The organism is Roseicyclus sp. (genome assembly GCF_052168335.1).
In the GTDB taxonomy this organism is placed as follows: Bacteria; Pseudomonadota; Alphaproteobacteria; order Rhodobacterales; family Rhodobacteraceae; genus Roseibacterium.
The window spans coordinates 1-2,768 of record NZ_JBQLZP010000432.1 but is presented as its reverse complement, the minus strand read 5'-3'; the positions used below and the strand labels follow the sequence as shown (position 1 = coordinate 2,768).

Genomic DNA, 2,768 nt, shown 5'->3' with positions numbered 1-2,768 from the left:
CGGGCGTGGCGGCGGACGCCTCGGGCCCCTTGAGCTTCATGGACGTCTGGGACGCCATGTGCCGCACGATCATGTCGGCGGGCTCGCGGCGGGGCGCGATGATGGCGACGATGCGCTGCGACCACCCGGACGTGGAGGACTTCATCGCCGCCAAGGCGGACCCCGCCCGCCTGCGCATGTTCAACGTCAGCGTGCTCGCCACCGACGCCTTCATGGAGGCGGTGAAGGCGGACGGCCCGTGGGAGCTGGTCTTCGGCGGGCAGGTCTACAGGACGATCCGGGCGCGCGACCTCTGGAACCGGATGATGCGGGCGACCTACGATTATGCCGAGCCCGGCGTCATCTTCATCGACCGCATCAACGCCGAGAACAACCTGAGCTACGCCGAGACGATCGCGGCGACCAATCCCTGCGGCGAGCAGCCGCTGCCGCCCTATGGCGCGTGCCTGCTGGGCTCGGTCAACCTCGCGCGGCTGGTGCGCGATCCCTTCACCGAGACGGCGCGGATCGACGCGGGCGAACTGGCCGCGCTGGTGGCGACCGCCATCCGCATGATGGACAATGTCGTGGACGCAAGCCGCTTCCCCCTCGAGGCGCAGGCGCAGGAGGCGCAGGCCAAGCGGCGGATCGGTCTCGGCGTCACCGGCCTCGCCGACGCGCTCGCCATGACGGGGCTGCGTTACGGCAGCCCCGAGGCGGTGGAGACCACCGGCGACTGGATGCGCCTCATCGCGAACGCCGCCTACCGCGCCTCGGCGCTGATCGCGGGCGAGAAGGGGGCCTTCCCCCTCTTCGACGCGAAGGCCTATGCCGACGCCCCGATGATCCGCCGCCTCGACCCGGAGGTGCAGGCGCTGATCGCGGAGCATGGCCTCCGCAACGCGCTCCTGACCTCGATCGCGCCCACGGGGACCATCAGCCTCTTCGCCGGCAATGTCTCCTCGGGGATCGAGCCGGTCTTCGCCACGTCCTACACCCGCAAGGTGCTCCAGCCCGACGGGTCGCGGACGGAGGAGGAGGTCGTGGACTACGCCGTACAGATGTGGCGCGACCTCCACGGCGATGCGGACCTGCCCGACCAGTTCGTGACCGCGCAGGACCTCGCGCCGATGGACCACGTCCGGATGCAGGCCGCCGCGCAGCCCTGGATCGACTCGTCCATCTCCAAGACGATCAACGTGCCCGCCGACATCGGCTTCGAGGCGTTCAAGGACGTCTACCTCGAAGCCTACGAGACCGGCTGCAAGGGCTGCACGACGTACCGCCCGAACGACGTGACGGGCAGCGTGCTGAGCGTCTCGGAGGAGAAGGGCAAGAGCGATGGGGCCGTGGCCGCCGAGACCGCGCGCAACGGCGAGGTCATCTACATGTCCGAACCGCTCGACCGGCCGCAATCGCTCGAGGGGCATACCTACAAGCTCAAGTGGCCCGACAGCGACCACGCGCTCTACATCACGATCAACGACATCATCCTGAACGGGCACCGGCGGCCCTTCGAGATCTTCATCAACTCCAAGAACATGGAGCACTACGCCTGGATCGTGGCGCTGACGCGGATGATCTCGGCGGTGTTCCGGCGCGGCGGCGACGTCTCCTTCGTGGTGGAGGAGCTGAAGGCCGTGTTCGACCCCCGCGGCGGTGCCTGGATGAACGGGAAGTACGTGCCTTCCATCCTCGCGGCCATCGGCGGGGTGATCGAGCGGCACCTGATCTCCATCGGCTTCATCGACGGCGAGGGGATGGGCCTCAAGTCCGACCCGCAGGCGGAGGTCGTCAACCTCGGCCGCCCGCGCGGCGCGTCCTGCCCGTCCTGCGGCCAGTTCGACATGCGGATGGTCGAGGGCTGCCTCACCTGCGGCAGCTGCGGCTACTCCAAATGCGGTTGAGCGGGCCGGCGTCCTCCTGAAGTGACCACCGATCGTTGGCCGGCCGCCGCCGCGGCGGGAAGGGCCCGGATCGAGAGATTGCCGAACCGGCGGGGGGAAGGGGCGATGGGCCGCGAACGCGCCGGTTCCGGCAATCGCTCCGGTCCGGCGGTCTCGAAGCCTTCCGCCGGCCGCGTCGCCTTACAGCCCGCCCGGGCCGGTCGATGGCGTCGACATGGCCCCGCCCGTTGCGCCGCGACTATTGCCAAATGCAATCTGGTCCTGAAGGAAGGTCAGGCTGCAACAGGACACGGACGCAGGATCGAGGCCCATGCGGAATGCTACCTACGCCCTGGCCCTCGCGCTGATGCTGGGGTGGGTCCTCTGGGTGGGACGACCCGTTTTCGTCCCGCTGATCGCGGCCGTCATCTCGGTCTACGTCCTGTCGACCGCGGCGGAAGCCATGACCGGACTGCCCGTCCTCGGACGATTGCCGGGCATCGCGCGGCGCGGGCTCATCCTGCTCGCCTTCGCCGTCGCCGTCGTCCTGCTGTTCATCCTGATCATCAACAACCTCGCGCAGGTCGCGGCGGCCCTGCCGCGCTACGAGGCGAACCTCGATGCGCTGGTGACGCGCAGCGCGAGCCTCCTCGGGATCGAGGACGAGCCCACCTGGGAGAACGTCCGCCGCGCCACGCTCGACCAGCTGGACGTCCGCACCTGGATCACGCCGGCTCTGCTGTCGCTGCGGGGGTTCGGGGTGACATTGTTCCTCGTCGTCCTCTATGCAAGCTTCTTCATGGCCGAGCGGGGCGTGATGGCGCGCAAGCTGGTCATCGCCGCGGGCGGCGAGGAGGCGGGCGAACGGGCCCTGTCCCTTCTTGCACGGATCAACGACCGCAT

2 protein-coding genes are annotated in these 2,768 nt (G+C 69.1%); both read left to right on the top strand.

Annotated features, from left to right (window positions below; genetic code table 11):
- Nucleotides 1-1,886 (top strand): adenosylcobalamin-dependent ribonucleoside-diphosphate reductase (locus ACTS11_RS13210; RefSeq protein WP_442640773.1); only part of this gene is annotated, 1,886 nt, incomplete at its 5' end.
- Nucleotides 1,887-2,196: 310 nt separating this feature from the next.
- A partial coding sequence (locus ACTS11_RS13205) for an AI-2E family transporter (RefSeq protein ID WP_442640772.1) occupies nt 2,197-2,768 on the top strand: 572 nt, incomplete at its 3' end.